Source organism: Actinomycetota bacterium (genome assembly GCA_018334075.1).
Taxonomy (GTDB): domain Bacteria; phylum Actinomycetota; class Coriobacteriia; order Anaerosomatales; family UBA912; genus JAGXSC01.
The window spans coordinates 31548-58075 of record JAGXSC010000068.1 but is presented as its reverse complement, the minus strand read 5'-3'; the positions used below and the strand labels follow the sequence as shown (position 1 = coordinate 58075).

Annotated in this window: 26 protein-coding genes; 25 read left to right on the top strand and 1 reads right to left on the bottom strand. The window is 56.2% G+C overall.

All coding sequences use genetic code 11. The annotated features are described in order from the left end of the window. Positions 1 to 292 precede the first annotated feature (292 nt). From mraZ to ftsZ, 14 genes are all read left to right on the top strand, one after another. Positions 293 to 724 (top strand): division/cell wall cluster transcriptional repressor MraZ, encoded by a 432-nt coding sequence (mraZ, locus tag KGZ89_08470; protein MBS3974883.1) that lies wholly within the window; start codon positions 293 to 295, stop codon positions 722 to 724. Beyond that, complete coding sequence (gene rsmH / locus KGZ89_08465; GenBank protein MBS3974882.1) at positions 654 to 1667, top strand: 16S rRNA (cytosine(1402)-N(4))-methyltransferase RsmH; 1014 nt, start codon at positions 654 to 656, stop codon at positions 1665 to 1667. Before mraZ ends, rsmH begins: the two co-directional genes overlap by 71 nt. 48 nt (positions 1668 to 1715) lie before the next feature. Then, on the top strand, positions 1716 to 2117 hold the full coding sequence (locus KGZ89_08460) for a hypothetical protein (protein ID MBS3974881.1): 402 nt from the start codon (positions 1716 to 1718) through the stop codon (positions 2115 to 2117). 34 nt (positions 2118 to 2151) lie between these two features. Further along, on the top strand, positions 2152 to 3882 hold the full coding sequence (locus KGZ89_08455; GenBank protein ID MBS3974880.1) for a penicillin-binding protein 2: 1731 nt from the start codon (positions 2152 to 2154) through the stop codon (positions 3880 to 3882). A gap of 50 nt (positions 3883 to 3932) precedes the next feature. Then, entirely contained in the window at positions 3933 to 5387 is a 1455-nt protein-coding gene (locus tag KGZ89_08450; protein MBS3974879.1) for a UDP-N-acetylmuramoyl-L-alanyl-D-glutamate--2,6-diaminopimelate ligase, read from the top strand. Further along, the gene (locus KGZ89_08445) at positions 5381 to 6793 is read left to right on the top strand and encodes a UDP-N-acetylmuramoyl-tripeptide--D-alanyl-D-alanine ligase (protein MBS3974878.1); all 1413 of its coding nucleotides are present in this window, start codon (positions 5381 to 5383) and stop codon (positions 6791 to 6793) included. The genes KGZ89_08450 and KGZ89_08445 overlap by 7 nt, the downstream gene beginning before the upstream one ends. After that, positions 6789 to 7829, top strand: a complete 1041-nt coding sequence (mraY, locus tag KGZ89_08440) for a phospho-N-acetylmuramoyl-pentapeptide-transferase (protein ID MBS3974877.1) — start codon at positions 6789 to 6791, stop codon at positions 7827 to 7829. The genes KGZ89_08445 and mraY overlap by 5 nt, the downstream gene beginning before the upstream one ends. 3 nt (positions 7830 to 7832) lie before the next feature. Beyond that, positions 7833 to 9224: a UDP-N-acetylmuramoyl-L-alanine--D-glutamate ligase gene (gene murD, locus KGZ89_08435; protein ID MBS3974876.1), complete on the top strand. Its 1392-nt coding sequence runs from the start codon at positions 7833 to 7835 to the stop codon at positions 9222 to 9224. Beyond that, on the top strand, positions 9221 to 10462 hold the full coding sequence (ftsW, locus tag KGZ89_08430; protein MBS3974875.1) for a putative lipid II flippase FtsW: 1242 nt from the start codon (positions 9221 to 9223) through the stop codon (positions 10460 to 10462). The genes murD and ftsW overlap by 4 nt, the downstream gene beginning before the upstream one ends. Beyond that, complete coding sequence (gene murG / locus KGZ89_08425) at positions 10374 to 11489, top strand: undecaprenyldiphospho-muramoylpentapeptide beta-N-acetylglucosaminyltransferase (protein MBS3974874.1); 1116 nt, start codon at positions 10374 to 10376, stop codon at positions 11487 to 11489. The genes ftsW and murG overlap by 89 nt, the downstream gene beginning before the upstream one ends. A gap of 90 nt (positions 11490 to 11579) precedes the next feature. Next, on the top strand, positions 11580 to 12923 hold the full coding sequence (locus KGZ89_08420) for a UDP-N-acetylmuramate--L-alanine ligase (protein MBS3974873.1): 1344 nt from the start codon (positions 11580 to 11582) through the stop codon (positions 12921 to 12923). Between the two features lie 59 nt (positions 12924 to 12982). Then, positions 12983 to 13825 carry a UDP-N-acetylmuramate dehydrogenase gene (gene murB, locus KGZ89_08415; protein ID MBS3974872.1) on the top strand — a complete coding sequence of 281 codons (843 nt, stop codon included), beginning with the start codon at positions 12983 to 12985 and terminating at the stop codon, positions 13823 to 13825. Next, positions 13822 to 14733 (top strand): FtsQ-type POTRA domain-containing protein, encoded by a 912-nt coding sequence (locus tag KGZ89_08410; GenBank protein ID MBS3974871.1) that lies wholly within the window; start codon positions 13822 to 13824, stop codon positions 14731 to 14733. Before murB ends, KGZ89_08410 begins: the two co-directional genes overlap by 4 nt. 176 nt (positions 14734 to 14909) lie before the next feature. Then, on the top strand, positions 14910 to 15989 hold the full coding sequence (ftsZ, locus tag KGZ89_08405; GenBank protein MBS3974870.1) for a cell division protein FtsZ: 1080 nt from the start codon (positions 14910 to 14912) through the stop codon (positions 15987 to 15989). Positions 15990 to 16015: 26 nt separating this feature from the next. Here the strand turns inward: ftsZ and KGZ89_08400 are convergent, their stop codons facing one another. Next, a complete protein-coding gene (locus KGZ89_08400) occupies positions 16016 to 16807 on the bottom strand; it encodes a DUF4013 domain-containing protein (GenBank protein MBS3974869.1) in 792 nt (263 codons plus the stop codon). Between the two features lie 101 nt (positions 16808 to 16908). Here KGZ89_08400 and KGZ89_08395 point away from each other — a divergent pair, with 101 nt between their 5' ends. The 11 genes from KGZ89_08395 to KGZ89_08345 all read left to right on the top strand — a co-directional run bounded on the left by KGZ89_08395 (position 16909) and on the right by KGZ89_08345 (position 26509). Then, positions 16909 to 17748, top strand: a complete 840-nt coding sequence (locus tag KGZ89_08395) for a laccase domain-containing protein (protein MBS3974868.1) — start codon at positions 16909 to 16911, stop codon at positions 17746 to 17748. A gap of 78 nt (positions 17749 to 17826) precedes the next feature. After that, entirely contained in the window at positions 17827 to 18489 is a 663-nt protein-coding gene (phoU, locus tag KGZ89_08390; protein ID MBS3974867.1) for a phosphate signaling complex protein PhoU, read from the top strand. 11 nt (positions 18490 to 18500) lie between these two features. Next, on the top strand, positions 18501 to 19178 hold the full coding sequence (locus KGZ89_08385) for a YggS family pyridoxal phosphate-dependent enzyme (GenBank protein ID MBS3974866.1): 678 nt from the start codon (positions 18501 to 18503) through the stop codon (positions 19176 to 19178). A gap of 26 nt (positions 19179 to 19204) precedes the next feature. Next, positions 19205 to 19747, top strand: coding sequence for a cell division protein SepF (locus KGZ89_08380; protein MBS3974865.1), 543 nt, complete (start codon positions 19205 to 19207; stop codon positions 19745 to 19747). Next, on the top strand, positions 19744 to 20577 hold the full coding sequence (gene proC, locus KGZ89_08375; protein MBS3974864.1) for a pyrroline-5-carboxylate reductase: 834 nt from the start codon (positions 19744 to 19746) through the stop codon (positions 20575 to 20577). Before KGZ89_08380 ends, proC begins: the two co-directional genes overlap by 4 nt. After that, entirely contained in the window at positions 20577 to 20846 is a 270-nt protein-coding gene (locus KGZ89_08370; GenBank protein MBS3974863.1) for a YggT family protein, read from the top strand. Before proC ends, KGZ89_08370 begins: the two co-directional genes overlap by 1 nt. 22 nt (positions 20847 to 20868) lie before the next feature. Then, positions 20869 to 21669: a DivIVA domain-containing protein gene (locus tag KGZ89_08365; GenBank protein ID MBS3974862.1), complete on the top strand. Its 801-nt coding sequence runs from the start codon at positions 20869 to 20871 to the stop codon at positions 21667 to 21669. Positions 21670 to 21677: 8 nt separating this feature from the next. Further along, positions 21678 to 24512, top strand: coding sequence for an isoleucine--tRNA ligase (ileS, locus tag KGZ89_08360; GenBank protein MBS3974861.1), 2835 nt, complete (start codon positions 21678 to 21680; stop codon positions 24510 to 24512). A 111-nt stretch (positions 24513 to 24623) separates the two neighbouring features. Then, a complete protein-coding gene (locus KGZ89_08355) occupies positions 24624 to 24989 on the top strand; it encodes a TraR/DksA C4-type zinc finger protein (GenBank protein ID MBS3974860.1) in 366 nt (121 codons plus the stop codon). A gap of 23 nt (positions 24990 to 25012) precedes the next feature. Beyond that, positions 25013 to 25498 (top strand): signal peptidase II, encoded by a 486-nt coding sequence (lspA, locus tag KGZ89_08350; protein ID MBS3974859.1) that lies wholly within the window; start codon positions 25013 to 25015, stop codon positions 25496 to 25498. A gap of 9 nt (positions 25499 to 25507) precedes the next feature. Further along, positions 25508 to 26509, top strand: coding sequence for an RluA family pseudouridine synthase (locus tag KGZ89_08345; GenBank protein MBS3974858.1), 1002 nt, complete (start codon positions 25508 to 25510; stop codon positions 26507 to 26509). The last annotated feature ends 19 nt before the right edge of the window (positions 26510 to 26528 follow it).

The following is a 26528-nucleotide window of genomic DNA, read 5'->3' as shown; positions in this document are numbered from 1 at the left end:
AAGCGGCAACAGTGTCGAATCTCGATTGTTGAATTCCACTGTCAATGTGCGTTTCCTGCGTACCTGATCAATTTGACGATGAAAGCGCTCGTTTGGTTTTCAGAAACGCGCCCCGGAGTACCCGGATTCGTAGGCAAATCGCTCGATTGTGTGATTTGGTGGGAAAAATTCCCATCTAGGTGTTGAAAAGTGGGACATAGTGGTATACAGTTTATCCCATCAGGCCACGGTGGCCTTTGGGCAATGTCCGACGGAGTATTCCTCGAGACACGAGGGGAGGCGATGAGCACATATGTTTCTAGGCGATCACCGGCACACGCTGGATGCCAAAGGACGTGTCTCGCTGCCTTCGCGATTCCGCTCGGAGATGACGGGCAAGCTTGTCGTCGCAAAAGGGTTGGACAAGTGTCTTTACGTCTATCCAGCCGGCGAGTACGGACGCTTCGTCGAAGAGTTGGTGGCAAAGGAGGACTTTGAGCCTCGTTTGCGAAAGATTCGCAGATTTTTCACGGCCGGGGCGGTTGAGGTCGAGCTTGACTCCGCCGGACGCATTGGGCTGCCAGGAAACTTACGAGCCTATGCCGGCCTTTCCAAAGACGTTGCGATCGCGGGCAACGGCAACAGGATAGAAATTTGGGACTCCGCGATGTGGGATGAGTACAGCGAGGCTGGGGAGAACATCGAAGACCTCGCAAAAGAGTTGTCCGAAGCGGGCATGCTCTGAAGGCTTGATAATGGAATATCGGCACACTCCAGTTTTGCTGGCCGAGGTCACGCAGTACTTATCATTGCAACCCGGTTCGATAATCGTCGATTGCACCTTAGGCGGGGCAGGACACGCGAAGCGGATAGTAGATTTGATTGCGCCCTCAGGCATCCTTGTCGGAATCGACCAGGATGATGCAGCACTAAACGTAGCAGCGGACATACTCCGCCTCGGCCAGCATGTCGTGTTGTTGAAAGGGAACTTCGCCGATCTCGATCGGCTGTTGTTGCAGGCGCAGGTTCCCTATGTCAACGGATTTCTCTTCGACCTCGGTGTGTCCTCGCCACAGCTTGATCTGGTTGAACGTGGTTTTACTTATCAGGAGGACACTTCGTTGGACATGCGGATGGATCTCGGCGGGCCTATCACAGCAGCGGATATCGTAAATACCTACTCCGAATCACAGCTGGCCCGCATCATCCGCGAGTACGGGGAGGAAAAGTGGGCCTCGCGAATAGCAGCTTTCATCGTAGCAGCGCGAGGCCGCCGCCCCGTAAAGACCACCGGTGAGCTCGTAGAGATCATCAAGATGGCTGTTCCCGCAGCCGCGCGCCGACAGGGACCGCACCCTGCGCGAAGGACCTTTCAGGCCCTGCGAATCGAGGTCAACTCTGAGCTGGAGGTCTTGGAAAAGGCGCTTCATACGGCAGTCAGATGGTTGGCGCCAGGCGGACGGTTGGTGGTCATAAGCTACCACTCGCTTGAGGACAAGATCGTAAAGCGCGTTATTACCGATTTGCAGGACCGCTGTAAGTGCCCTCCGGCAATGCCGGTGTGCGCATGTGGAAAAGTGCCGAAACTCCGGACAATTACAGGAAAGCCGGTGGTTCCAACCGCCGCAGAAATAGAAGTGAACCCCAGATCTCGCAGCGCAAGACTGAGGGTCGCAGAGAAGATCTAGCCCGCATTGCATCATTTTGCGGCAAGGAAGAGCGAACAGGAGAGGAAGATGGGCGTCGCAGCTTGTTCAAAAAAACGGCATAACGCGGATAGCCGCAGTCGCATGATATTCCAGTTCGCAACTCTATTTATGGTGTTGTTGGCTATCTTTGGTATCGGCAGGGTGACAATTATGGCTAACGCTGCCGAGCTAACCTTTGAGCAAGCGCGCCTTGCCGCCGAGATCGAAGATGAGCGCGAAAGAGGCGAGATTCTAGAGCTGAGTCGCATAAATCTTGCCACACCTTCCCGGATCGAGTCGATAGCGGCCGGATCGCTAAATATGATGCCGGCCACTCAGGTGAGCTATCTGGCTGTGAACACGAGGGTCCGCGAGCCGATCCTCGCTGAGAATAACTCTCCCGCCCAGGCGACTTCGATGGAGGACGCAGAGGCGGCAGCACCAAGGTAGTTCGGGTTAGCACTGCACGTTTACAGGAGGAATGTTGGGCGAGAGGCGCAAGAAACGCGCGAAGTCAACCTCAGGCAGCGGTCGTTTCATCTTTCTGTGGGTTGCGGTCACGCTGGCCCTGCTCGCCATATCCGCTCGTCTGGTCGAGCTGCACGTCATCGAGGCTCCTGCGTTTGCAAAGTTAGCCGAAGAGCAGCGGACAAGAGATTTGGAGCTTCTGCCTCGGCGGGGCACGATATTTGACCGTGAAGGCGAACCGCTGGCCATCAGCGTAGAGGCACGCTCCATATATGCATCCCCTAGATTCGTAAAGGATCCTGCTGCAACTGCAAAGTCGCTTTCGACCATACTCGGCGGCAATGCTGCTGAGTATGAGGAGAAGCTTCGCCGGGATGCCGGATTCGTCTACATCGCCAGAAAGGTCGATATCGAGCGGGCCAACGCACTAAAGGAGCTGGATCTTGCCGGTATCGGCTTTCTCGATGACTCCCGCCGTGTCTATCCCTTCGGCGAGCTTGCGGCTCAGGTTCTCGGGTTCGTAGGCGTCGACAACATAGGTCTTACCGGCATCGAAAAACAGTACGACGATGTGCTGGCAGGCACTCCTGGTCGTATCATCGCTGAGCGAGACCCCTCTGGTCGACCTATTCCGGGCGGCGTGAGCCATACAGAGCTGCCCGTCGATGGCGAAGACATACAGCTCACGATCGACAAAGACATTCAGCATAAAGCACAAATGGTGCTGGCCGAGACGGTAAAATCCTCAGGCGCTATCGGCGGTAATGTGATTGTGATGGATGCAAATGATGGCAGCATCTATGCGATGGCTTCCTACCCTGGGTTCGATCCAAACAACTTCCGGTCGGCCGATCAAAGCGCGGTCAGGAATCGGGCTCTAACAGATGTGTATGAGCCAGGTTCGACCCTGAAGGCGTTGACGGTCGCCGCCGCTATCGATAGAGGCTTGTTCACGCCAGAAAGCGTCTTTGATCTGCCGGCCACGATACAGATAGGCGGAAGGACGATCGGTGAGGCTCGCAGAAGGGAGTTTGCCCGGATGGACCTCACCGAAATATTGGCTTTTTCCAGCAACGTTGGCTCGGTCAAGCTCGGTATGGCCATGGGGCCGGAAACCCTATACGACTACTTCGATAGATTTGGCTTGAACGAGGCACCCGGAATCGACTTCCCGGGACAGTCAAGAGGCGTACTTATCCCGGTTGATCAATGGTCCCCCTCAACGCTAGGTACACTCACTTACGGTCAGGGAATATCGCTAACTCCAATGCAGCTTGCGCGCGCTATGTGCGCGATTGCAAACGGCGGCACTCTCCCAGCTCCGCATCTGCTGAGTTCAGCTGACGGAGCTCAAACCACCGGGCCACGCGCCATCAGCGAGTCGACCTCTGCGACGATGCGCGAAATGCTTGTCTCGGCGGTTACATCAGGAACGGGTAGCGCCGCGGCTATGCCGGGATACTCGGTTGCGGGAAAGACGGGCACCGCCCTGAAGATCAAAGAAGATGGATCGGGGTATGCGAAAGGAAAGTACATCGCTTCATTTGCGGGCTTTTTGCCGGCTGGCGATCCGCAAGTAGTGATACTTGTGAATATAGACGAGCCTGGCGGCAACGCTTTCGGTGGAGTGGTCGCCGCTCCTGCGTTTAGAAGGATCGCCGAGTTTGTCGTTTCACACATCGGGATATCTCCTCAACCCGAAAGGCAAATTGACGATACGACGACAGTAGGCGCCGATGTCCTGTAGTCAAGAGTGCGCGATGCTAGTATCGTTCATTCGCGACGACTCGAGAGCGGGTGATAACGGTTTACGATTTACTCGACTTGATCCCCGGGGAATTGGTGATTTCAGGCCATCCGGTTAGCTGCACGGGGATAACATACAACTCTCGCAACACTCGCTCTGGCGATGTGTTTTTCTGCATTTCTGGTCACCAGTTCGATGGACACGAGTTTGCTCACGACGCGGTGAAAAATGGAGCCGTTGCCATCGTGGCTGTCAAGCCGCATTCAGCAGGCACCGAGATCCCGACTGTGCTGGTTCGTGATTCGCGGATCGCGCTTGCGGCCGCCTCGGCAGAAATTTTTGACTGCCCAAGTCACAAGTTGCCTGTTATAGGGGTTACGGGAACAAACGGCAAAACAACAACTACTTATCTTGTCGACTCGATTCTGAGAAGCGTTGGCAGCATCACTGGGCTGATCGGAACGGTGGAAACGAGGATCGGCCGGGAAACTTTTCAAAACGAGCGAACGACACCGGAATCACTCGAGCTACAGGGATTGCTCGCCCGGATGGTTGACTCGGGCGTGCAGGCGGTGTCCATGGAAGTATCATCGCACGCCATCGACTTGCACCGAGTTGACTACATGCGTTTCGCGGTCGCCGCATTTACCAATCTCACACAAGACCACCTTGACTACCATCGAACGATGGAGGAGTACTTCTCGGTGAAAAAGCGCCTGTTTACCCAGGCGGAAGCGGAGAACAGGGTGGTAAACATCGACGATGCCGCCGGCTTAATTCTCGCCTCCGAGCTTGACAGTGTGATCACCGTCGGACTCACTCCGAGTGCCGAAGTAAGAGCCGAGACAGTCAAGCTGTCGCCCGGCCAATCCAGCTTTCAGCTATGCCTGCCGAGTGGCTCTGCTGATGTGTTTTTGACTTTAGCCGGAGCCTACAATGTCAGTAACGCACTTGTAGCCGCAGGCTGCGCCTATGCTTTGGGGTACAGCGCCGAGCAGATCGCATCTGGCCTCGCGCAGGCCGTGCAGGTTCCGGGCCGCCTTGAGCGAGTCGATGAGGGTCAGCCCTTCTCTGTGTTTGTTGATTACGCGCATACTCCGGATAGTCTTGAGCAAGTGCTGAGCGCGCTTAGGGCAGTGACGCCCGGCAAGCTTATCGTTGTCTTTGGGTGCGGCGGTGATCGGGATCCCGCGAAAAGGCCGTTGATGGGGGCCGCCGCGGCGAAGGTCGCAGACTATGTGATCTTCACGAGCGACAATCCCCGTAGCGAGAACCCTGAAGCTATCATCGCGCAGATCGAGCGTGGGGTCGACCAGGGGTTCTCCAGTTACCAGGTTGAACCAGATAGAGCCCAGGCTATTGGAGCGGCACTGTCACTTGCCCGGGAGGGGGATGCAGTCTTGATCGCGGGAAAAGGACACGAGGATTACCAGATATTCGCCGATAAGACTATCAGGTTCGTTGACCGCGAGGTCGCCACGGAGGTTTTGAGGTCACTATGCTGACATTGCCGGTATGGTCACTTGCTGAGATAACCAAAGGCGAAATCCTTTTTGGATCCACCGATACAATGGCCAATGGGCTCAAGATAGATTCAAGGCAGATCGAGCCGGGCAATATCTTTGTTGCATTCGAGGGAAACAATGTAGACGGACACGACTATCTTGAGCAGGCGATCTCTCTGGGAGCCAGGGTGCTGCTCGTCACGTGCTCCGATGATCGTCTGGGAGCCGTTGCGGAGTATGCTTCCAAAAGATTGGTTGTAGCGGTTCGGGTCGCCGATGCCCTCGGTGCGGTTCAGGCACTTGCGAGGCATCATCGCTCCAGGCTCTTTTGCCCGGTCATAGGGGTTACGGGCTCGACCGGCAAAACCACCACTAAGGACTTCATTACAAGCGTGTTATCGCGGGCCGCCAGGGTGGTGGCAACAGAGGGAAACAAAAACAACGAGCTTGGAGTGCCCCTTACGCTTTTCGAGGCCGGAGCCGATGCCGATGTGATCGTGCTGGAGATGGCCATGCGGGGAACGGGGCAGATCAGGGCACTCGCGCAGATCGCGCAGCCCACAGCAGGGGTTATCACGAATATCGGCACAAGTCATATCGAGCTTCTCGGCAGTCAAGATGCTATTGCTGACGCAAAGGCCGAGCTCGTCGATTCGATAACCGCCAAGGGCACTGTTTTTCTCAACGGAGACGATGCATATACAGAGCGGATCGCTGCGGAAGCTGTTGCCAGGGTTGTTACATACGGCCTCGGGCAGGACAACGAGGTTCGGGCAGAGCGAGTCTCACTTGATGAGCGAAGCCTGGCGACCTTCGACATCGTCGCAGATGATTCCTCGGTCAGCATCACGCTTGGGCTGCCGGGGCGACACAATGTGTATAACGCGCTCGCAGCTGCAGCCGTCGGCAGGCACCTGGGGATGAGCCTCGAAGGGATCGCTACCGGATTGCAAGAGGCGCTCGTCACCGAGATGCGGATGCAGGCTTTCGTCACCGCCGGTGGCGTGCATGTAATCAACGACGCCTACAACGCCTCGCCCGCCTCGATGCGAGCGGCGATCGAGACGCTATCGGCAATCTCGATGGCAGATCGCAGAGTTGCGGTCTTGGGCGACATGGCCGAGCTTGGCTCTTTGACCGAGTTGGCGCACTTTCGCATTGGCGAGGAGGTCTCAAGGCTTCGGATCGACTATCTGTTGACAGTTGGAGAGCGAGCGATAAGGATTGCCGATGGAGCCAAAGCCGAAGGTATGGAGCACGCGAGAGTGATGAGCTTCGATACCATTGACGACGCAAACCGAAAGCTAAAAGAGCTGCTGCGTCCGCGAGACGCGGTTCTCGTCAAGGCCTCTCGTGTGATTGGATTGGAAAGAATAGTCGAGGAGCTAGTGAGTCCAAGTGATTGATATTGCAACATATCCAACTTATCAGGTGTTTTTGGGCATAGTGCTGGCGGTAGTGGCCTGCGTTGCGCTCTTTCCATTATGGATAAAGATGCTGAGATATCGCAATATCGGGCAGCAGGTGCGGGCCGATGGGCCGCAGGGGCATCTAATCAAACAGGGCACTCCAACCATGGGCGGAGTGCTGATCATACTTGTCGTTACAGCGATCTATGTTCTCATGGGAAACTTTGGCCGCCTGTCGCTGCTGGCGCTTGCGGCAGTCATCGCGTGCGGTGCGCTCGGCTTTTTGGACGACTGGTCAAAAGTGGCGCGGGAACGCTCTTTGGGGCTTACCCCCAGAATCAAGATAGCTGGGCAGGGTGCCATCGCGCTTCTCTTCGGCCTTTTGGCGGTGAACTGGGGACATGTTTCCTCGGAAGTGCTTATTCCGATGACTGGTGTGTCGCTGGACTTGGGCGTATATACCTCGATCTTTCAGCTTGGTTCATACGCAATCGTGGTTCCATGGCTATATCTTGGTCTGGTGTTTCTGATGATGATCAGTACGACCAATACTGTGAATCTCTCGGACGGACTCGATGGACTGGCCGCCGGCACCATCACAATAGTGATGCTTGCTTACGCCGGAATAGCGTTTCGTCAGGATCATCTCGATATCGCTCTGCTTGCGGCCGCCGCCGCAGGAGCCTGTGTAGGTTTTCTCTGGTACAACAGCCATCCTGCGGACATCTTCATGGGTGATACAGGATCGCTTGGGCTTGGAGCCGGACTTGCGGCTCTTGCGATCATAACGAAGACGGAGCTTCTTTTTGTGCTTATCGGCGGAATCTATGTAATCCAGGGCCTCTCTGTGATATTGCAGGTGGCCTCGTACAAGCTGACCGGCAAGCGAATATTCAAGATGGCGCCCATCCACCACCACTTCGAGATGCTTGGCTGGTCGGAGACGAAGGTCATGGTTCGCTTTTGGGTGGTGACAGGAATTTTGGCAGGCGCAGGATTCGCCTTGTACTTTGTGGGCACGGTGAGAGGGTAAACGATGCGCGGTTTACCTGAAAAAGTGGCTGTGCTTGGTTTAGGAAGATCGGGGCTGAGCGTGATCGGATACCTGCTGCGGCAACGCAGGGACCCCGGTGAGCTTCGCATCACGGCGTACGACTCCGGCGAATCCGGGAAACTCAAGGATTACGCCACCGCACTGCGCGAAAGATCTGTCGACGTGTTTCTTGGCGCAACCGAATTGGTCGAGCCGGCGGATCTTGTTGTGGTAAGTCCCGGCATCCCTCCGCATGCGCCGCTCTTTGCCTCGGCCGCGCTGTCGTCCGAGCGGATGATCGGCGAGCTGGAGTTCGCCTTTGAGCGCTCGAGCTCTCCGTGGTTGGCGGTGACCGGCACGAACGGCAAGACAACGGTCACAGCGCTCCTTGCCCATCTGCTGCGGGAGGGTGGCCTGGCTGTCGAGTGCGTCGGCAACATCGGGCGTCCCGCAATCGATGTGGCAGATGTTTCTCTGGCTGAGACAGCCATAGTCGCCGAGGTGTCCTCTTTTCAGCTTGTGTTGACTCAGGAGTTTCGACCCAAGGTAGCCGTGCTGCTCAACATCTCCGAGGACCACCTGGACTGGCATGGTTCGCTTGAGAGGTACATCGCCGACAAGACCCGGATATTTCGCAACATGGGCCACGGCGATGTCGCGGTCATAGACACTGACGACCCAAGGCTTCCCGTCATCGCAGATGCCCTTGAGCTTCGAGGCGTTCGGATCTTTCGTGTATCGCGAAGAGCGCTTGAACCCGGCGGAGCCGGGATGCTAGATGGCACCCTGGTTCTGGACGGCCCCCTCGGCCCGATTGAGCTGGTTTTCGCAACCGAGCTACTCATACCTGGAGCTCACAACATCAACAACGCCCTAGCCGCCGCCGCGGCAGCTTTCGCATGGGGCGTCGAGGTAGAGGCTATTCGCCGAGGACTGAGAAGCTTTGCGCCTGTGACTCATCGGTTGCAAAGGATCGACACGATCGATGGCGTCGAGTACGTCAATGACTCCAAGGCCACAAACCCGGCTTCTGCGATTGTGGCGCTAGCGGCATTTCCTGACAGGGGCATAGTGCTGTTGATGGGCGGAAGAAACAAGGGAAGCGAGTTTAGCGGCGTCGCCATTGCCGCCAGGGATTGTGCGGCCAGAGTGGTGGCTTTTGGCGAGGCGGCCCCAGAGGTCGTCTCGGCGATGAAGGCCTGCGGCGTGGAGTGCTTGAGTGCGGGCAGGCTTGGCGATGCACTTGCGGTGGCCAAGCAGCTGGCTCGGCCAGGGGATGTCGTTTTGCTGTCGCCCGGATGCGCATCTTTCGATGAGTTTGATGACTTCGAGCACCGCGGTCGGTACTTTGCTGGCCAGGTAGCACGCTTTGCGGAGGAGGAAGGCGTCAGATGAGCGCCGCGCCCAAATACGCAGGCGGCAGCAAAGCGCGGTATCTTCTCCTTGGGGCTACCGTTTACCTGGTGTTGCTTGGTCTTGTAATGGTGTACTCGGCCTCTTCGGTGTCTGGCTACATAATGTTTGAGGACAGCATGTACCATCTCAAGCGGCACGCTCTTTTTCTCGGTGTCGGCTTGTTGCTGATGGTGCTTTCGCAAGCCGTGGACTATCGTAAGCTGTCCTTGCTTGCATGGCCGTTTCTCGGCGTTTGCCTGGTTGCGCTGGTGTTGGTACTTGTGACTGGCTCAGAAGTATGGGGAGCGACGCGCTGGCTGGATTTGGGCTTTATCACAGTCCAGCCCTCCGAGTATGCGAAACTGGCCAGCCTTTTAGTTGCTGCCTTACTGCTCTCTCAGTGGCGAGCCGGGATCATCGAAGCCAAACAGCTGGCTATCAGGTTGCTTCTGGTGTTCTCGGCGGTCGCTTCACTTGTGATGCTGCAGCCAGATATGGGCACAACTGTGATCATTGCCGCCTCCATCTATCTGGTACTTGTTCTGGGCCGAGTTAGCGCTGCCTTGCTGGCGGGAATGACGGCATTGGGCGCTGTTGGCGCTTTCGCATTGATGTTCCTGGCATCCTACAGGGAGGAGCGGGTGCTTGCGTTTCGTGATCCCTGGGCAGATCCGCTCGGCTCCGGGTACCAGTCGATTCAGGCGATGCTCGCCTTTGGCTCCGGCGGGGTAGATGGCCTGGGCGTCGGGATGTCAAAGCAGAAGTTTTCGTACTTGCCTGCCGCTCATACCGATTTCATATTTGCGATCATCGGCGAGGAGCTGGGCCTGATCGGCTCGCTATCGGTGGTTCTGGCTTTTGGAGTGATCACGTATGCTGGGTTCAGGATTGCATTCGGATCCAAAGACATGTTTGGCCGACTGGTAGCTGGCGGACTGACCGGCACTATCGTCATTCAGGCGATAATCAATATGGCCATGGTGGTCGGTCTCATGCCGGTGACCGGAAAGCCGTTGCCGCTCGTCAGTTACGGCGGAACGGCCATGACGCTTACGCTGATATGTATTGGAGTGATCTTGTCGGTCTCGTCGCATGGAGCATCCGGGAGAGCAACAGTCAGGGCACCTGTCAGAAAGAAGGAGCATCGTAGTGCGCATATGGATGAGCGGCGGCGGGACGGCGGGGCACATATATCCGGCACTGGCCGTCGCCGAAGCGCTTCAGCAAGACGGACATAACGACATTACATACTTCGGAACGCCAACTGGACCAGAACGTCGTCTGGCAAGCGAGGCCGGTCTTCCGTTCGCCCCATTGGCAGCCCAGGGTTATGATCGCGCAAACCCACTTTCTCTTCTCCGCGCTCTGGCGGTCGCTGCGCTCTCCACGACCCGGGCCATAGTGCGTATTGTTGCCGATAAGCCCGACGTCATCGTCGCATTTGGTGGATATGTCTGTGTGCCGGTCGGATTAGCAGCCGCACTAACGCGCACCCCGCTCGTTTTGCACGAGCAAAACTCGGTGCCGGGTCTTGCCAATCGGATACTGGCCCGCTACGCTGCGGTGCTCGCTCTGACCTATCCGGGCGCCTCGGAAAAGCTCGTCGGCGTCTCGAAGGTGGTTGTTACGGGCAACCCCGTTCGCCCTGCGGTTCTGTTGGCAGATCGAGCGCAGGGCAGAAAGTCATTAGGCATTCCCGATGACTCCTTGGTGCTGTTGATATTCGGCGGCTCTCGAGGCGCGCGCCGTATCAACGAAGTCGCCGTTGAGGTTGCCGAGCAGCTCCTTCACAATCCCGACGTGCACATCGTGCACATTACCGGCAAGGGGGCCGAGCATGACTCGGTCGTATCCGCCCTGCGGGCAAGGGGAGTGAACTCACAGCGCTACAAAGCGCTCGACTACATCGATGATATGGGCTCGGCGTTGGCGGCGGCCGATCTTGTCGTCTCTCGAGCCGGGGCTACATCCATAGCCGAGATCACCGCTCTCGGTCGTCCGGCGGTCCTCGTTCCCTATCCATACGCCACCGAAGACCACCAGACGCTGAATGCGTCAGCGGTTGCCGATGCCGGCGGCGCGATCTTGATACCGGACAAGGAACTCAATCCTGAAAATTTCGTCGAAACGGTGACATCAATCCTCTTCGACCCAGTTAAGCGTGCTAACATGTCGGCCGCGTCACGGTCGTTTGCCAACCCGCAGGCGACACGACTTCTCGCCGATACCGTGATAGCGGCTGCCAGCAAACGAAAGCACCCTTAGGGTGCACAACTAATACGACAAGGAGAGCCAGTGAGGCGTGACAGTACACTACCCGAAAGTGCGCACTTTATCGGTATAGGTGGCGCAGGGATGAGCGGTATTGCCCTCGTTTTACATGGGATGGGCAAGAGGGTCACCGGCTCCGATCTAAAAGAATCGCGCTATACGAAGGCTATGTCCGAGGCTGGCATTCGGGTGAGTATCGGTCATGACTCAAGCGCCCTCGGCGATGCCGATTTGGTGGTTGTATCCTCGGCGATTGGCGACCACAATCCTGAGCTGGTCGAAGCCAAAAGGAGGGGACTGCCGATCTGGCCCAGAGCCAGAATGCTTGCATCTCTGGCTGGAGATCGCGTTACGGTTGCGGTAGCGGGAACTCACGGCAAGACTTCGACAAGTGCGATGATCGCCACGATGCTCGAAGGGATCGACGCCGATCCGACGTTTGTGGTCGGCGGTGAGGTCTCAAGGTTTCGTATCAATGCCAAGCTCGGCTCGGGAACCCACTATGTCGTTGAAGCGGACGAGTCGGATGGCTCCCTTCTTTATCTTGACCCTGCGATAGCGTTGGTCACAAACATCGAGGCCGAGCATTTGGATCACTACGGTTCCCTTGAGGCCGTGGAGGCAATCTTTACGCAGTTTATGGCACGGGTACCTGGCGACGGAGTCTTGGTGCTCTGTGCTGAAGATCGGCGATTACTGGAGCTGGCAAGCGATCTCCCCGCAGCTAAGGTCACATACGGATTCAGCGAGGGTGCCGATGTCCGCTGCCATTCACTGGAAAACGACGGGATGGGGTATCGCTTCGTCGTAACCTTTCCGGACGGAAGGTCCGTTGGGGCCAAGACCACCGTCCCCGGTCGACATATGGTCCAAAACGCTACCGGCGCCTTGGCCGTCGCCGCGCGACTCGGATTTGATCCCGAGGCGTCCGCGCAAGCCCTGGCTACCTATGGTGGCGTCAAGCGTCGATTCGATCGTATCGGAAGCGTAGACGAGGTGACAGTGTTTGATGACTACGCGCATCACCCCACAGAGATAAAGGCGACCCTGAGAGCTGCCAAAGAGTGCGGATATGAGCGCGTGTGCGCCGTTTTCCAGCCTCATCGCTACACCAGGACCGAGGCTCTCGCCAACGACTTCGGGGAGGCATTTACCGATGCGGACCACCTGGTTCTAATGGATGTATTCAGTGCCGGCGAACAGCCGATACCTGGGGTTTCGGGTAAAACCGTACTGGAAGCGGTTTTGTTCGCATTCCCCCGAGCAAGGGTCGCGTACCTTCCGCACCGCGCCGACGTCCCGGAGTATTTGAGCCAGATACTTCGCTCCGGTGATATGTTGATCACGATGGGGGCAGGGGATGTCACAACGATTGGGCCGGATGTGCTAAGGGTCCTTGATGAGCGGAGAGAGATCCAGTGTCGGTAGAGGCCGCATACAGTCGGTTACTGGAGAATGTCAGCGGTCTAGTCCGCCGAGATGAGAGCATGGCGAAACACACAACGTACAGGACAGGCGGGCCGGCCGATCTGTTCGTGATCGCTGATACCGTTTCGGATCTGTCGCTTAGCATAGGAGTGCTCGATGAATGCGGCATAGAGTGGAAGGTTCTTGGCAAGGGCAGCAACGTGCTGGTTGCCGACAGCGGCTACCGTGGAGCGGTGCTCGTATTGGGGCGCGATTTCCGTAAGCATCAGATCGGTGATGGCCACTTGATTGCTGGGGCCGGGGCGCTTCTCGGCCATGTGGTGCACGATGCATACGCAGCTGGTCTGTCAGGACTTGAGTTTGCAGTAGGCATACCTGGCACAGTCGGTGGAGCGCTTGCGATGAATGCCGGATCGCGCGATGAGTGGATAGGCAGCCTGGTGCAGTCGGTAACGCTCTACACTCCAGAAAACGGGCTGGTCAGGGTCGAGGGACATAAAGTCGGATGGAGCTATCGTTACAGTGATATCTCAAGTAGAGGTATAGCCTTAGAGTGCTTGATCCGCGCCGAGACCGGAGATGTCAGTGCAATCAGGCGTAGAATGGATGCAAGCCTGTCGCGCAGAAAGCGCACCCAGCCCATCGGCCTGCCCTGCGGGGGCAGCGTCTTTAGGAATCCCGAGGGAGACTCTGCCGGTCGGCTTATCGAGGCTGCCGGGCTCAAGGGTCGCCGAGCAGGTCAGGCTGCTATTTCGGATGTGCACGCAAACTTTATCGTCAATCTCGGAGGTGCTAAGGCTAGCGATGTGCTCCGGCTGATGCACGACGCTCGCGAAGCTGTTTTTGACAAGTTTGGCATAGAGCTGGAGCCAGAGATACGTTTTATGGGGTCGTTCTCGTGAAGCGCAGAAAAGTAGTAATATCCGCGAAGCAGGCTGCCGATGGAGCTCGTCCAAGGTCTAAGGAGAAGACCAGAACCGAGCCTCCTCGCCGTGCTTCGCGCTCGGAAGTGAGACTTGCCTCCGAAAAGGGCAAATCCAAAATCTCCAAGCAAAAGCGCATTGCGCGAGAGCGCAGGTTAGCCGTTAGGAGGCGAAGGGCAATTCTAGTGATTGTGCTTCTGGCTCTGGCGTTGCTCTTGATTGCCTTTGGAGTGTTTTCGATATATCAATCAGACCTCTTCAGAATCACAACGGTTACGGTTGAGGGAAACGATCGGTTGAGCGATGAGTCCGTCCGGGCGGCTGCCTCAATCCCCGAAGATGAGACTCTGCTGAGGCTCTCAACGCTAGAGATAGAAGAGCGAATTAAGCGCGATCCATGGGTTTCCGCCGCCACGGTCTCGCGCAGGTTTCCCGGCACCGTGATTATCGATGTAGAGGAAAGGGTTCCGGTCGCCATGCTGGATGTTGGCGATTCCTCGTTCTTTCTTCTTGATGCTCGTGGTTACATCCTGGCTCGACAGACTCCTGATGAGACAGTCACTGCCGTGGTGATACGGGATATAGGTGATATCGAGACAACACCAGGGGTAAGGCCCAGGTCCGAGCCTTTGGAAAACGCTCTTGAAGTGTGGAATGGGCTCAGTCCACAGATGCGCGAGATGGTTCGTGCGATCTCTGCACCTTCGGTAGGGGAAACCGCGCTAATCACAGAGGAAGGGGTTGAGATATTTGTTGGCCCTTCGGTGGATATTACAAGGAAAGAGGAGATTGCGCGGGAGATAATGACAGAGCACGCGGGTAGCGTTGTTTACATCAATGTGCGCTCTATAGAAAGACCTACTTGGCGCGCACTTGAGACTTTCTAGACCCACTCACAGCCGGCAGGGACAATAGCATAACGTCCTGAACAGCGGATTTACAGAAACTCTTGAATTTCTCTTGCATTCAATATAACCTTTATGCAAAGATATACTGTTTTACAGCAAATGTAAACGTCAACTTTAGGTTTATGGTATACCGCCGAGATGATCGGGGAGTGAAAATGATTGAAACGGGAGCTAACTATCTAGCAGTCATAAAAGTGGTTGGTGTGGGTGGCGCAGGCACAAACGCCGTGAACCGGATGGTCGAGGCGAGCGTAAAGGGCGTAGAGTTCATTGCCATCAATACCGATGCACAGGCTTTGCTGATGTCCGATGCGGACTATAAGGTTCACGTCGGCGTCAACTTAACCAAAGGACTTGGCGCAGGCGCTGATCCCGATGTTGGTTTTCAAGCTGCCGAAGAGAATCGTGCCGAGATCAAGGAGGCGCTTCAGGGCGCTGATATGGTATTTGTTACTGCCGGTCAGGGCGGCGGAACTGGAACGGGAGCAGCTCCAGTCATTGCCCAGATCGCAAAGGAAGAGATCGGCGCGCTAACAGTCGGGGTTGTAACCCGCCCATTTGCGTTCGAAGGTCGCAAGCGTGCTCTTCAGGCCGAAGAAGGCATCAAGCGGCTACGTGAATTTGTAGACACACTGATTGTCATTCCCAACGATCGATTGCTTCAGGTCGCCGAAAAGAAGACGTCGATTCTGGATGCGTTTCGGGTAGCAGATGATATTCTTCGCCAGGGAACACAGGGTATTACTGACCTCATCACTGTTCCTGGACTGATCAACCTGGACTTTGCGGATGTTCGCACCATCATGCAGGATGCCGGAAGTGCGCTAATGGGAATAGGTATATCGGCGGGCGACAATCGTGCCCACGATGCCGCCAAAGCAGCCATTTCCAGCCCGCTTCTGGAGAGCAGTATCGAAGGAGCTCAAGGGGTATTGCTGTCAATTGCTGGTGGTAGCGACCTTGGGCTGTTCGAGGTAAACGAAGCTGCCCAAGCGGTCGCCGAGGCCGCGCATCCAGAGGCCAACATTATATTTGGCGCTGTAATCGATGACTCCATGATGGATCAGATCAGGGTTACAGTGATTGCGACTGGCTTTGAGGGTCGCCGCCGCCAGGAGTCTATGCAGTTTGCAGGCGAAGAGGGCTCGGAAGTTTCCATCCCGAAGTTCGAGCCAATTGGCTCGTCCGAAGAGGAGCTGGACATACCTGCGTTTCTGAAAAAACGCATGTTCTGATCCGCTATTTTTGATTGATGCGCCGGTTACTGCGGCGGTGAGGGCGGTTTCGGCTCCTCAGGAGGTGCAGGAGTTGCGGGTGGCGCAGGCTCCGGTGGCGGCGCCTGCGGTGCGACGAAAGGTGCAGGGGGTGGCGCAGGTGGGTTTACCTGTCCGTCTGCCTGCCCCAAGCTCATTGCTGCTTTGGCCCACTGACCAAATAAATGAGCGCTGAAGATATACGAAAGAAAGTATATCCACGGCGCCAGAATGTATCCGATCAACAGCATTGACAGAGCACTTACGGTAATGCCTGCAACCACACCTATGAGCAGGCTTAGCCCCCACGCCTTGAAAAATCCTGTCCTCGAACGAATGAGCTTTATCAGGTATCCGATCGCAAACATCGAACTGAACTGTCCGGTGATTGAGTAGTTCACCATTGCGGCGGACAATGGTAGCGAGGCTACGATCATCCAAATCAAAGACAGCAAGCCAAGCAAGAGGCCAGTTCCAGCCACAGCTGCCGCTGCATACGGATCTTGGGAAGCGATGGCGGCAGCAGCGCCAGCCATAATTACGCCGGAAAGAACGATAGCGGGCAGCATGTAGATGGTCGTGCCCACGAGCAATAGGAATCCGCTGACCCACTTGCTCCCGAAGTTACTCCAGGCCGGAAGCGACTCGTCGTCGTTGGCAACAGAGCGGACGTAGGCCATCATTGCCCCTAGTTGCGCAGGTATAGTGACTATCAGCAGTCCCCACAGGCCTCCCAGCAAGACTTTGACTACCCAATCCCGGTCTTTGAATGGAGCGTTTAGCGCTCGAGACAGATCCATCACTAGCCCCCGTTCTTAGAAGATCATGTTGTCAATTGCCGCGTCTCTACTATTTGTTTTACAGTACTTACCGGGATATTTCTAGAGGTTGATTGCCCTTCATGCGAGAACGGCACACTATGCCTGCACTTCTAAAGATCACAAGGAAGACATTCGCCGATAAGGTCATAGGTTATACCGATGAGGCACTCTTCGAGCGATCCGGCGTAAGGATTCTTTTCACGGAGCGCGAAGGCGGGACAAGCCCGACTCCGTATGATTCCTTGAATCTTGCCGAACATGTGGGGGATGACCCCTCGCTGGTCAGATCGAACCGAAGTATGTTGCTGCGTGCTCTTGGCAAAGCAGATGATCCGCAACGTATTATCTGCGCGAAGCAGGTTCACAGTGATGGAGTGGCGCTGCTCGACGCCAGCTATTTGCGCAGTGGCACCAGCGCGACAGCGGGTTACGCATCCCTCGATGCCGCAGACGCCTTGCTGACATCGCAAAAAGACCTTCCCTTGCTGATGCTCTTCGCTGATTGCGTCCCAATTATCCTTGTTGCCGAAGGACCCGTCCTCTCCGTTGGAGTCGTGCATGCCGGATGGCGCGGAGCCCTTCTCGGCCTGCCGGGGAAGGCTGCGCGTATGTTAGCCGATCTGGCGGGTTGCGCGCCCTCGGAGATTCTTGCGTATATCGGCCCGCACATCTGCGGGCGTTGTTACGAGGTCGGCAAGGAGGTCGCCGACTCTTTCGCTCGAGAGTATGGCCGCACTGCTGTTTTGGGACGCAACGTTGATTTGAGCGAGGTGGTAACTATCGATCTTCTGCGCGCCGGTCTTACAACGAGCGCCATTGCGAAGGTCGGTAAGTGCACTCTGGAGAGCACCGACAAGTTCTATTCGTTTCGCGCTTCTGGCGTGACTGGGCGACACGGTGCTTTGGTGATGATTGAGTAGCATAAACCTGAGCCCAATCTCGAGAACATTGTTATACTTGCGAGTGAATATCGATCGAGCACAAAGGAGAGCGCATCGATGCGCGAGGAATTTAGAAACGAACTTAAGGCTCTCAAGGCAGAGGTCGTGCAGATATCCAACGATGTTACGGAGACGACCCGGCTGGCGGTCCGTTCCCTGGTTGATGGAGATGTTGATATAGCCGAGCAGGTAATAGCCGGCGATGCCGCTTTCGACCGCAGATGCCTTGGAGTCGAGGAGCACGCAATAGAGATCATTGCTACACAGTTTCCCGTCGCCCGGGACCTGAGGCTCCTGTACTCACTCACCTACATCTCCTTGCATCTGGAGCGGATGGCGGATCTCGGCGTGAATATCGCTCGGGCTACAAAGCGTACTGCGGCCAGAAGGGGACCTCAAACCCTCTACGACTTGATCCAAGCGCAAGGAAACCTGGTTTACAGGGTGCTGGAAGCGATGAGCGAGGCTCTCGCAACCAGCGACATAGAGCTGGCGAGAAAACTCGAGGATCTCGACGAGCCGATCGATCACCTCTACAAGCAGTTCTTCAGGGAGCTTGGGCGGCTGCAGGAGGATGAAGACATCGAGTGGGCGTCATCGATGGTACTTGCGGCACGTTACTTGGAGCGCATCGCGGACAACGCTGTCGACATAGGCGAGCGCATCGCCTATCTGGTGACCGGAGAGTTCGAAGGCGCCTTTACGCCTACCGAGGAATAGTCGACTCATAATTGAGCGCCATTGCCGATCGATATTGGTTAGTTCGCAACAAGGTAGCTGACGCCGCCGATCATGTCGGTCGCTTTCCCTCGGAAGTTACCATCGTTGGAGTCACAAAAAACGTAGGCGTTGAAGAGGTTCGCCTTGCCATGGCTGCGGGAATGTGTGACTTCGGCGAGAACCGTGTGCAGGAGTTCGTCGGCAAGCAAGCCCTGTTTCCCGATGCCAGATGGCATTTCGTTGGAACCCTACAGACCAACAAGGTCAAAGATGTGGTCGGCCGTGCACATTTGATTCACTCTGTCGACTCGCTACGCCTGCTGGAGACGATAGATAAAAAGGCATTTCAGGCCGGCGTTGTCCAGGCGCTGTTGCTGCAATTCAACATCGCTGGCGAGCAGACCAAACATGGTTTTAGCTCCTCACAGGCCAGTGAGATGCTAGCTGCCGCTGCCGAGTTTGAGAATGTCCGGGTCAGAGGGTTGATGACGATGGCGCCCTTCGGCTCTCCGCAAGAAGCTCGAAAAGTGTTTCTGGAACTGCGTAACCTGCGGGATTCTGTATGCGCGAGGACCTCAAATGGGGTAGAGTTAGAGGAGCTTTCCATGGGCATGACCAACGATTATTGCGAGGCTGTGGAAGAAGGATCAACTATTGTCCGTATTGGGCGGGCCATCTTCGGCAAGTAGACGGTTCGGAGTCTTGAGGAGTCATTGTGGGTTTGTGGAGCAGAATCAAGGCGCGTTTGGGTTTTGGGGATTACGAATACGACGACTATTACGACGAGGAAGACGATACCGAGGATGAGCCCAGGCCACCTGCGGAAGCTTATACCTCGCCATACGGTATGCGTTCTGGTGGCGTAAGGCGAGTAGAGCGTCTGAGCGAGTTCGATCGGGATACGGAGTGGGACCGGGGTGCCAGACACCCTGGCGTCACCTCGGTAGATACCGCGACCCCAAGGGTTTCTCCGCAGGTCAAAATGCACATCGTCGAGCCTAGGAGCTTTACCGAGGCGCAAGGAATCGCCGATCGTTACAAGAAGGGCACACCGGTCATAATGAACATGACGGGGACCGCCCCTGAGCTTGGCAGGCGGTTCATAGATTTTGCGAGCGGCCTTACCTACGGCCTCAACGGCGGGTTGCAGAAGGTTTCCGATAAGGTCTTCATGCTTACACCAGAAAACGTGGATGTCTCGGAGGGAGACGTCAAGAGGATGCGGGACAAGGGCGTGTTTGGCGGTATCGACGCATGACAGATGTTAGTGGCAACTGGTTTGGCAGGCCTGCTCGCCTCGCCGTTATTGGCGGAGGAAGGATGGGGGAGGCCATCGTTGCCGGAATGCTGTCAGCCGGAGTCGTCGGCAGGGAGCATGTTGTCGTGGCCGAGCCTTCTGAAAGCAGGAGGCGGAAGCTGAAAGAGACGCTTGACCTCAACTGCGTCGAGAGCGCCGAGCAAGCCGTTGATGGGGCGACCATTATCCTGCTGGCTGTCAAACCTCAAATCATCGAGCAGGTTGTTTCCGAGATAGCCGGTAAGGTCGGCGACGCGCTCATTCTGTCGATAGCGGCGGGCATCACATGCGCGAGATTGGAAGCGTTGCTTCCTGATGCAACTCCCGTGGTCAGAGTGATGCCTAACGCTCCAGTGTTGGCCGGAGGGGGCATGAGTGTGATAAGCGCTGGGACTCACGCTATCGATTCTCAGGTTGAACTGGTAAGCGAGTTATTCGGAAGTGTCGGGAAGAGCGTGGTACTGCCGGAAAGTTTTCAGGATGTGGCAACGGCCATTTCCGGATGCGGTCCGGCATATGTCGCGATAGTGATAGATGCACTGGCAAGAGCGGGTGTCCGGCATGGGCTTTCAAGAGATGTCGCCCAGCTATTGGCAACCCAGACTTTGCGAGGCACAATTGACCTTCTCGACAAGACTGGCATGCACCCCGGTGAGCTTGCCGATGTTGTTGCAAGTCCCGGCGGTGTCACGGCTGCCGCAATCGAGGTGCTTGAATCTTCAGGTGTCCGTAAGGCTTTTGCGGACACAGTTACCGCGGCGATCAATCGTTCCAGGGAGCTGAACAAGTAATGTCACTCGCACAGATTCTTATGCGTGCTATAGATTTTTACTCACTGCTGATCATCGTATATGTGCTGCTGTCCTGGCTGCCCGCTTCCGGAACGGTCTGGGAGATTCGGCGGATTTTAGGAACAGTAGTAGAGCCCTATATCGGCATATTTAGAAGAATCATCCCTAATCTGGGAATGATCGACATATCGCCGCTGGTGGCCATCTTGGTGCTTTCATGGCTCGTGCGGCCGCTTCTGCTGGCAGTGTTAAGCGTCCTGGGATTGTAAAAAGAGGGAAAGGTCGTTAGAGATGAAGCTCACGCCACTCGATATCCATCATAAGGAATTTCGGAACTCTTTGCGCGGGTACAGCGTCGAAGAGGTCGATAAATTTCTCGACGAGGTCGCCGATGAGTTCGAGCGCCTCTTCAAGGAGAACATCGATCTTTCCGAGCGTCTTGAGACGGCGCGCGATCAGATAAGGGAGTTCGAGGCTCAAAAGGAGACGCTGCACAATACCTTAGTGGCGGCGCAGCGTTCCGCGGAAGACATAACGTCGAGGGCAAAAGGGGAAGCCGCGGTAGTGCTGCGTGATGCCGAGATGAAGGCTAAGGAGATCATACACAACGCCCTGACCCAGAAGCAGACGGTTTCGGCGGAGCTCGTCCGGATCAAAAAGGCCGAAGAGGAGTTTCGTGCTGCCTTCAAGCAGGTGTTGGAGTCCCATCTGAAGGGAATCGCTCCCTTGCCGCTCGCCGATGACGTTCAGGTTCTGGTGGGAGAGACTGGTCAGGGCATGGTTACTGACGTAAAGGTGGAGCAGCCCGCCCCGCCATTGCCTGTGCACGCCGAGGAGAAGGCCCCCGCGACTCCCTCGCCATCTAGGTCCGAGCGCGCGAAGCATCCGGTCAGCGAAGCTCCTGCCGTCGAAGACTTGACTATCGAGCCTCCTGCTTCAGGATTCGTGCAAAGCATCGCGTTGGGTGAGATCGACGACTCTGATTTGATCGCCGAGGAGCCCGTATTTGGGGATCCGAAAGAGTTTCAACTGGGATCCCTGGATATGTTTGGCGAGCGCGACGAAGATTCCGAGATAGAGAAGATAGACTGAGGAGCATAGTGGGCGATAAGCCGGATTACAAAGACACGATGAATCTCCCGCAAACGGAGTTTCCGATGCGGGCTAACCTGGCCGAGCGCGAACCTCAGTGGTTGAAGTTTTGGCAGGAGCAGGATGTATATCGCAAGCGGTTGAGCATGAATGTGAACGGGCAGCGATTCGTATTGCACGATGGGCCGCCTTACGCAAATGGTCACATCCATATGGGCACCGCATTCAACAAGGTCCTAAAGGACCTCATCGTCAAGTACAAGTCGATGCGGGGCTATTTTGCTCCCTATATACCTGGTTGGGACTGCCACGGACAGCCAATTGAGCATCAGGTGGAAAAAGAACTCGGCCCTGAACGCATGGCCAAGATCGGACAATCGGAGCTTAGAGAGAGATGTCGCGAATGGGCGATGAACTACGTTTCCGTTCAATCCGAGGAGTTTCAGAGGCTCGGTGTTCAAGGTGACTTCGAGGACCCATATCTGACGCTCGCGCCTGCTTATGAGGCGGGTAACGTCAGGGTATTTCGGCGGATGTATGAGCGGGGGATGATCTACAAGGGCTCCAAACCCATCCACTGGTGCATACGGTGCAAAACCGCCTTGGCCGAGGCGGAGATCGAGTACTCGGAGGTGGAGAGCAACTCGATTTACGTGCGCCTTGAGCTCTTGGAGGTTCCGAAGGCTTTTGCCGAGTTTGCGACAGAAGCCTCGGTACTGATCTGGACGACAACGCCGTGGACGCTGCCGGCCAATGTGGCGGCGACTTTATCGGCGGATGCAAGTTACGTTGCGCTTCGAGTGAGCGGGAGGGTCATCATCGTAGCGGAGCCGCTGGTCGAGCGGCTTGCCGAGACGATCGCGTGGCCACAGTGGGAGCTCATAAGCGATCCGGCGGGTCAGCCGATACGGGTCAAAGGCGAGGATTTGGCGGGAGCAAAGTACAGGCACCCCATACACGATGGAGTCGAAGGTATCGTTATCACAGGCGAGCATGTTGACCTGTCGGTTGGGACCGGAGCAGTGCACACCGCGCCGGGACACGGCGAGGAAGACTGGCTTGTGGGGCAGAGGTACGGGCTGCCAACCCCGATGCCCGTTAATGACTTAGGCGTCTTTGACCAGGGCGGCGGCAGATTCGAGGGTATGCATATTCTGCGAGCAAATCCCGCGATCATTGAGTGGCTAGATGAGATCGGCTCGCTGGAGCACAAGGGGAAGACCTCGCACAGCTACCCGCATTGCTGGCGCTGTAAGCAGCCAGTCATCTTCCGAGCCACGGAGCAGTGGTTTGTCTCAATGGGCGCAAAAGGCGCCGAGGCAAAGCCGCTTCGTGAGGCCGCGCTCGTCGCGATAGAGGATGTGCAGTGGATTCCCGGTTGGTCGGTAAATCGGATCAGATCTATGGTCACTGACCGTCCCGATTGGTGTATTTCGCGCCAGCGAGCATGGGGAGTTCCGATCCCGGTGTTCAAGTGCGCCATGTGCAGCCACACGGTTGCCAACGATGCCACCTTCGACGCCGTAGAGGCGCTTTTCGAGTCCGAAGGCGCCGATGCGTGGTTTCGCAAGCAGCCGAGCGAGTACCTGCCGCAATCACCTTTAACCGAGTGTGAGCGATGTGGTTCGGCCGAGCTGCTCCCCGAAGACGATATCTTGGACGTCTGGTTCGAATCCGGCGTTTCACATACGAGCGTTTTGGATACTCGCCCTGAGCTGTGCCGCCCTGCCGAGCTGTACCTGGAAGGCACCGATCAGCATCGCGGATGGTTCCAGTCGGCTCTTCTCACTGGAGTCGGCGCATACGACGCGCCCCCGTATAAGGCTGTCCTGACCCACGGTTTTATCGTGGACGGCGAGGGCAGAAAGATGAGCAAATCACTTGGCAACGTTATATCGCCGCTCGACGTGATCAAAGTATCCGGCGCCGACATCATCAGGCTGTGGGTCGCAGCGGCGGACTACAGTCAGGATGTCTCGATCTCAAATGATATCCTCGCCAGAACAAGTGACGCATACCGGCGAATCAGGAACACCTTCCGCTTCCTCCTTTCGAACCTCAATGACTTCACGCCTGAAAACTCGGTGGCATGGGCTGACATGCCCGAGATCGATCGATACGCTTTGACCCGATTGACTGAGATAGTTGAAAGAGTCGGCAAATCCTACGATGACTGGAAGTTCCACCAGGTCTATCACACGGTGTTCAACTACTGCGTTACCGACCTGAGCTCGTTTTACCTCGACGTGATCAAGGATCGACTATACTCCGATGCGCCCGATTCCCTCTCGCGGCGCAGCGCTCAAACGGTGCTCGCCGCCATACTTCTGGACACCGTGCGCCTGCTCGCACCCGTCATCACCTTTACCGCTGAGGAGGTCTGGCAGCACATTCCTGCGAAGATTAGAGGCGATGCGGCAAGTGTCCAGCTAGCTGGCTGGCCGGAAAGCCGAGTTCCAGCGAGCAAAGCCGAGGAAGCTTCCAGCCTGCGCTCCATATACTCGGAGGTTCTCGGCGTAAGGGAAGCGGTCACGAAGGCGCTTGAAGAGGCTCGGGAAGCAAAGGTCATCGGCAAGAGCCAGGAAGCGGCCGTCACCATTGGCGCGCCATCAGAGCTCCTCGGCATACTCAGCGCCCGCAGCAAGACTTCATTGGCCGACATGTTTATCGTCAGCTCGGTGCGACTTGAGCTTGAGCCAAAGCTAAATGTAGCGATCGACCTGGCCGATGGAGAAAAGTGTCCGCGATGCTGGAATGTCAGAGAGCTGGGAACAGATACCCTGCATCCGGATTTGTGCGCCAGATGCGCAGCTGTCATTCGCGACAAGCAGGGCGAAACCTAGCGGGTAGCGGCGCCCGGATTCCATCGATTTTCCAAGGCAGATGATATAATTCTTGTCTATATAGATTTTCTACCCACGGCTGATCTGTTTTAGGGATTGGATACAGCTTCTATGGATTCGCAGGCACTCAGTGTGTTTCGAGCTCGACTTGTAGAAGAGCATGATCGGCTGGAGGCCGAGGTTGAGCGCATCCGCCTCGAGGGCTATGAATTACTCTCTGAGGAGAGCGGCGAAAACAACTACCGAGATCATATGGCCGATCAGGGAAGTGCAACTTTCGCGCGAGAGATGGATCTGACGCTAGATGAGAACCTACGTTTCTCTCTCGCAAATGTAAAGGCGGCCCTCAAAAGACTCGAGGATGGTACCTACGATACGTGCGAACATTGCCGACAAGCTATATCGATTGAGCGTCTTGAAGCCATGCCGACCGTGACCTTGTGCATACAGTGCAAATCAGAAGAAGAATCTCGGTAGTTTGCGCCAGGCCGCTGCCGGCTATGCTAGCGGTCGGTGGCGTGCTGCTGGCGTTAGACCAGGTGACCAAGGCGTTTGCCCGAGCATACCTCGCTCCCGCGCAGTCCGTCCCTCTGCTGGACGGGGTGTTTTATCTGACGCATATCTTGAATCCCGGCGCGGCATTTGGGCTTTTCGCCGGAGGCAGGACACTGTTTCTGATCACCTTTGCTGTTGTTGTAGTGCTGGCCGTTGTTTATTGGATGGTCTTCAAGCCCAACACCTGGTGGGTTGTTATTGCGATTGCAATGTTTATGAGTGGCGCGTCTGGCAACTTTATCGACAGGCTGCTCTTTGGTAAGGTAACCGATTTCCTGGATTTTGCGCTGATCAGATGGCCCGTGTTCAACATTGCCGATATGGCGATTGTAATCGGTGTCGTAATGTTGATTATCTGGGTGTTTGTTGAGCCCAGAGAAAAATATGACGAGGATCCCGCTTTGAACAGCGGCAACAGCGAAGTGATTTGAAGTTTACAAATGAACCGTAAGTTCGAACATATTGTCCGATCCGCCGAGGCTGGATCACGCATTGACAGGTTGCTCGGCAATTGCGGGGAGTTTACATCGCGTTCAGCTGCCGCCCGCCTGCTTGACGAGGGGCTTGTAACCGTCAATGGCCAGGTCGCCTCCAGGTGTCACGTGACGCGCGCAGGAGAGAAGATCTCGGCGGTTCTGCCGGTACGGGATGAGCTGGAGATTTTCCCCGAGATGATTCCTCTAGATATACGTCATGAGGACGATGACATCATTGTGCTGTCCAAGCAAGCTGGCCTTGTGGTGCATCCCGCATACGGCAACTGGACAGGGACCCTGGTCAACGCGCTTCTTGCCCACTCTCAAGAGCTCGGGACCTTGCAGGGCTGGGACAGGCCAGGTATCGTGCACAGGCTCGACAAGGACACCACCGGTTTGATGGTAGTGGCCAAAAACGATGAGGCCCAGGCGGTATTAGTGGAGGCCATCAAGATCCGCGCCGTAGATCGTCGTTACATTACCCTTGTACACGGTTACATCGCACCCGACACCGGGCTTATTGACGCTCCAATTGCGCGGGATCCAAAGGACAGGACCCGTATGGCGGTTTCGAGTTCGGCTCTGGCGAAGCAGGCGGTGACGACCTTCTCGGTGCTGGAAAGATTTTCCGCTGGCAAACTCGACGATGGATACACCCTCGTCGAGTGCAAGCTTTACACAGGAAGAACACATCAGATTCGTGTTCACATGAGTTACACCGATCACCCGGTGGTAGGAGATCCGGTCTATGGCCTGAAAAGAGCGAGGGCCAGTCGTGGACTTCAAAGACAGTTCTTGCATTCGTACCGGCTGATATTTGATCATCCCATCACCGACGCCCAGCTGAGTTTTACTGACTGCTTACCCAATGACCTCGCCGATTTTCTCATTGAGCTTGGGCCGGAATCGATGGGCAGAACAGCCAAGGGAGAGAGGATCCTGCCCGGGCTTCTGTCAAAACGGTAAATTGGGTAAGACTAAGTAC